Genomic DNA, 6,089 nt, shown 5'->3' with positions numbered 1-6,089 from the left:
GACCATTTCCTGCTCAGTGCAGTAATTTGATGGACCAGTTGCTGATGTTCAACCATCACGCCTTTTGGCGTACCGGTCGAACCGGAGGTATAAATCACATACGCCAGATGCTGTGGAGTCAGGGCAAGGACCTGTGGATTATGTACCTGTGGATTGAGTACCTGTAGATTGTTCTCCGGCTGGTCTGGCAACACATTAGGATCGAGTACCGTTAAATCAGCAATGGCTTTCTCACCCAAGGCAAGACGTCCGGCCTTATCCGCCAGCAGGATAGCAGGCTCTGAATTCGTCAGAATATGCGCCAGGCGTTCACCCGGATAATCAGTATCCAGAGGTACATAGGCTCCGCCCGCTTTCAACACAGCCAACAATCCTGCTACCATCGCTGGTGAACGTGTTACACAAACCACTACCCGCTGATCAGGAGTTATACCCAGTGTGATCAATTGATGTGCTAGCTGGTTAGCCCAGGCATTCAGTTCCGCGTAACTGAATTTTTGTTCTTCATACACGAGCGCTGTTGCATCCGGGGTTTTCGCTGCCTGTTGTTCAAACAACTGATGAATATATAACGTGTCAGAATACGTAGTTTCAGTTGTATTCCACGTTTCCAGCAATAATTTACGTTCCACTGGCGACAAAAGATCGATTTTTCCGACCTGTTGTTGATGGTCAGCCACCATCGCTTGCAATACTGTCTGTAAGTACCCGATATGCCGCTCAATGGTTGGTTGATCAAACAGAGCCGTAGCATAATGCAGTGCTCCAACTATCTGCTCATTCTCCTCAAACAGGCTCAGTTCGAGATCAAATTTAGCTATATTAAAGGCCTGATCCATGGGGGTAACAGCCAGTCCCGGCAGTTCCCAATCCTGGCGTTCGTTGTTTTTCCCGGTAACACTTTGTCCGGTAAAGCTTTGTCCGGTAAAATTCTGCCAGGCAAACATCACCTGAAACAGCGGTGTATGTGCCAGACTACGTGGCGGTTGTACGATTTCCACTACCTGTTCAAACGGCAGGTCCTGATGTTCCTGTGCTGTCAATGCGGTTTGCCTTACGCGCGCAAGTAATTCAGTCACATTCGGTTCATTTGATAAATCAATGCGCAAGGCCAACGTATTAACAAAGAAACCGATCAGGGATTCCACTTCCTGATGGCCGCGGCCTGCACTCGGAGTACCTATAATCAGATCATGCTGACCTGACAAGCGCGACAAAACCGTGGCCCAGGCTGATAACAGCGTCATAAATAAGGTGACACCATGCTGTTTACTCAGGTGCTTGAGGGACGCCGTTAATTCTGTCCCCAGATTAATGGCGATAGCATGCCCGGAAAATGATTGCTCCAATGGACGAGACCGATCAGTCGGTAAGTCCAGCAAAACAGGAGCATTTGCCAACACCGTTTTCCAATAGTCAGACTGAATTTGTACCCGTTCCGATGATAACCACTGACGCTGCCATGCGGCATAATCAGGGTACTGAATCGCCAATGGCAGCAACGGCTCGGTATTTCCTGCCAAAAGAGCCGTATAGAGGGCACTCAGTTCACGGATCAGTATGCTTATAGACCAGCCATCTGACACAATATGATGTTGAGTCAGCAGGAAAACATAATCATCATCAGCCAGTTGTATCAATTTAGCGCGAATTAAGGGTCCCTTAACAAGATCAAACGGTGTTTCCATTTCCTGTGTACATAAACACTCAATTTCTTCATCTGCATCAGGTGAATTACGTAGATCATGTTTTTTCATCGGCAGACCAGATGCAGCCGGTAATAATTCGACCTGAGGCTGACCATTAATCGTGATAAAAACTGAACGCAGCGCTTCATGGCGGGCAAACAGAGCATCAAGTGCCTGCTGCCAGGCAGTCATATCAAGCTGACCACGCAAGCGCAGAGACATCGGGATAAAATAGGTGTCACCAACGCCCTCAAATTGTGTCAGGAACCACAGGCGTTGTTGAGCAAATGATAACGGTAAGTGACTCTCACGGGATATTGGCAAAATAGCAGGAAGTTTATTGCTATATTCACCCAATCGACGTTCACCGAACTGACTTTTCATCTCCTCAGCAAAAGCAGCCAAGATTGGGGATTTAAACAGTGTCACCAGAGGTAGCTCAATGCCTAAAGTGATTATCCGATTCATCATTTGTATCGCCAGTAATGAATGACCACCCAGGGCAAAGAAATTATCGTGCCGACTAATCTGCTCAATCCCTAGCAATTCTCGCCAGATAGCCGCCAGAGCAATTTCCATTTCTCCTTGTGGTGCTTCATAAATCTGGCGGGCAAAGGCTTTCTCGTCTGGTGACGGTAGTGCCCGGCGATCCAGCTTACCATTTAGCGTTAATGGAAACGCATCCAGACGGACAAAAGCGGCCGGCACCATATAATCCGGTAATAAGGCACTCAGGTGGGCACGCAGGCTGTTCGCTAACCCTTCATCGGTTTCCGCCACCTTCGCTTCTGTGTCTCCCGTTTCTGTTACCACAGTTTCCGTTACCACATAAGCCACCAGCCGCTTATCCTGCCCTTCTCCCTGCGCCAACACCACCGATTCCCGCACCGTTGGGTGCTCTACTAACCGGGCTTCAATTTCCCCCGGTTCAATACGGAAGCCACGGATTTTCACCTGCTGGTCATTACGGCCGAGAAACTCCAGGTTACCATCCGGTAGATAACGGGCTAAATCCCCGCTCCGGTACATGCGCGCATCTGGGCTATCACTGAACGGATCGATAAGGAAACGTTCAGCGGTTAATTCAGGCCGGTTCAGGTAGCCCCGTGCCACTCCCACTCCGCCAATATACAACTCACCCATCGCCCCTGGCGGCACCGGCTGATGATGCGCATCCAACAAATAAATCTGGGTATTCGCCGTTGGACGCCCGATAGGCACCGCGGAATCGGTATAGTCTGACGGACACTGCCAGGTCGTGGCACATACCGTTATTTCGGTCGGGCCGTAGACATTGAACAGAGTAACCCGGCCACACAGCGCCTGGATTAACGCCGTACTGGGCGCTTCTCCCGCCAATGTCAAAGTGAATTTTTTCGTTAATACCGGTACATCTGCCCCGTCATTAAGCAGAGACGGTGTCAGACAAACATGTGTCACCGCTTGCGCTTCCAGATAACGCCATAGCTGGATTGGGTCCTGACGCACATGGTCTGTGGGAATAACCAGCATAGCACCGCTGCACAGTGTCATCATGATTTCCCAGACACTGGCATCAAAACTCAATGAAGCGAACTGCAACACCCGGCTCTCCGCACCAATTGCAAATTGCGTAATTTTCTCCTGAATCAGGTTGACCAATCCACGATGTTCGACCATCACCCCTTTCGGGGTGCCGGTCGAACCGGAAGTGTAAATCACGTACGCCAGATGGCGTGAAGTCAATACCGGTATCTGCGGGTTGCTGTCCGGCTGGTCAAACTGGACATTCGGGTCGAGCACGTTTCGTTCTGCCAATGCGTGTTCACCCAATACTGACCGGCCAAGACGGTCTGCCAACACTATCAACGGTGCCGTATCCCTCAGATTGTCGGCCAGACGCTCTCCCGGATAAGCCGGGTCCAGCGGCACATAGGCCCCACCGGCTTTTAAGACGGCCAACACCCCGGCCACCATGGCCGGGGAACGTGATACACAAATGGCGACCCGTTGCTCCGGTGCTACACCCAGAGCGATTAACTGATGTGCCAGCCGGTTAGCCCAGGCATTTAATTTCACATAACTGAGCACTTGGTTTTCATAGACCAGTGCGGTGGCCTGTGGCGTTTTCACCACCTGCTGTTCAAACCACTGATGAATACACAACGCCTCAGGATACGGGGTTTCCGTCATATTCCAGGTTTTTAATAACAGTGTGCGTTCTGCTTCTGGCAGGATATCCAACTGCCATACCGGTGTTTCCGGAGCCTGCTCCAACACGCCTGCCAGACTTTCCAGTGCCTGCTGCATGTAACTACATATCCGTTCTGGCTCAAATGGCTGCACTATTTGTACTGTCAGGCCCAGTGCTTCGCCAAAATCCTCCACCGATAATGTTAACGGGTAGTTGGTCCGCTCCTGTCCATCAAGAAACTCAATCCCCGCCATACTGTCATCTATTTCCACCAGCGGTGTATTGTGTCGGTAGTTAAGCAGGGAGCTAAAGAGAGGCGCTTCGCCTTGTATGCCACTACAACGCTGAGCTAATGCCAATGAAGCATGTTCATGCTCCAACAATCCAGCCAGCAGATTATGTGCAGCCTGTACACACTTACGTATTGGGGTGTCATCCATATCCAATCGCAGCGGCAAGGTATTAATAAACAGCCCCATCCCGCTATCCGCACCTTCACCCGCCTGCATACGTCCAAACAATACCGTGCCAAATACCACTTTCTGTTGCCCACTGGTACGCGACAGCACTTGAGCCCAGGCGACATGACATAACGCCGCTAAACTGACTCCCAGACGTCGGGCCTGACGGCGAAGACTGTCATTCAGTGCGGCAGTTAACATCCGGTGTGATTGTGTCACCTGAGAACCATCGTGATGTACGCCAGTCAACCCGAATGGCAACGTTGGTTCTTCTACTTCAGCCAACATATCAGTAAAGAAGCGAATATGCTCCTCCTGACTCATACCTAGACGTGCCTGTGCAATCAAATGACGGAAAGGAACCGGAGCAGGCAGATTACGCTCTTTCCCGGCAAAGTACGCTTGAACTTCACGGTTCATGACTTCCAACGTTGTGTGATCACCAATCAAATGATGCAACAGTTGCAATACTCGCCAGGAACCATCCTCTTCCCGCGCCACGACAAAACGCAATAGCGGTGCCTGACTCAAATCAAGACGATGCTGATGAGGATCAAAATGTTGGATTAGTTGATCACAAACAGGCCCATCAGCAGGGTTTAATGTGAGTTCAAGCACTGATAAGGGAGCCTGACGACAGACCACCTGAACCGGAACAGATACCCCCTGCCAGATAAAGGCCGTACGCAGAATGTCATGCCGATCAACGACCCATTGAACGGCTGCCAGATAGCGATTCAGCAAAAACCGATCTGCAAACCGCGCTTGTCTGACTAACAGATATGGATCCCCTGCATCAGTCAGTAAATGGTGGAATAGAATACCGTCTTGTAACGGTGATAAGGCATAGATATCTTGGATATTGGCAATGCCACCCGGTATTTGTTTGACAATGAGGTCAATCTCAGGTTGAGTCAAATCAATCAGTGGTAACATTTCCGGTGTTAACGCCGTCGTTGCTGGTGTAATGACATTGGCCGGCGTTGTCACAATCCGATATTGTCCCCATTTTTCGGCAAGTGTTCTGGCAAGATTAGACAACTCTGGAGATTGAAATAAATCTCGTACCGACAGCATGATTCCCTGATGACGTAAGCGCTCCACCATCTGTACAGCCAATAAAGAGTGACCACCTAAGGCAAAAAAATTGTCATCACGGCTAATCTGTTCAACTCCCAACAATTCTTGCCAGATAGTGGCCAGAGCGATTTCTATCTCCCCTTGTGGCGCTTCATACGTCTGACGGGCAAAAGCTTTTTCGTCCGGTGCCGGCAGTGCTTGACGATCCAGCTTGCCGTTTGGTGTCAGCGGAAATGTATCTAAACGGACAAAAGCCGCCGGGATCATATAATCCGGCAGAACTGTACTCAGGTGAGTTCGTAAATTATTCGCCAACTCATCATTCTCTTCTGCCACGACATAGGCAACCAGACGCTTATCATATTCATCTCCCAACGATATCACCACGGCTTCACGCACTGCCGAATGTTCGGTTAACCGTATTTCAATTTCACCCGGTTCAATACGGAAACCGCGGATTTTCACCTGCTGGTCATTGCGGCCGACAAATACCAGATTACCGTCCGGCAGGTAACGGGCCAAATCTCCGGTGCGGTACATACGTGCCCCCGGTTGATGGCTAAATGGATCGACCAGAAAACGTTCTGCCGTCAGATCAGGATGGTTCAGATAACCCCGTGCTACACCAGCGCCACCAATATACAATTCACCGATTGTTCCCAATGGCACTGGCTGACCATAAGTGTC

At 50.1% G+C, this 6,089-nt stretch carries 1 protein-coding gene; it reads right to left on the bottom strand.

Annotated elements, in window-relative coordinates; genetic code table 11:
* Positions 1-6,089, bottom strand: a 6,089-nt coding sequence (locus AAC147_RS08975; RefSeq protein WP_156115302.1) for a non-ribosomal peptide synthetase, incomplete at both ends; no start/stop codon positions are given.

This window comes from Xenorhabdus sp. NBAII XenSa04 (genome assembly GCF_963866145.1).
Lineage (GTDB): Bacteria > Pseudomonadota > Gammaproteobacteria > Enterobacterales > Enterobacteriaceae > Xenorhabdus > Xenorhabdus indica.
This window is presented reverse-complemented; position numbering and strand designations above follow the sequence as displayed.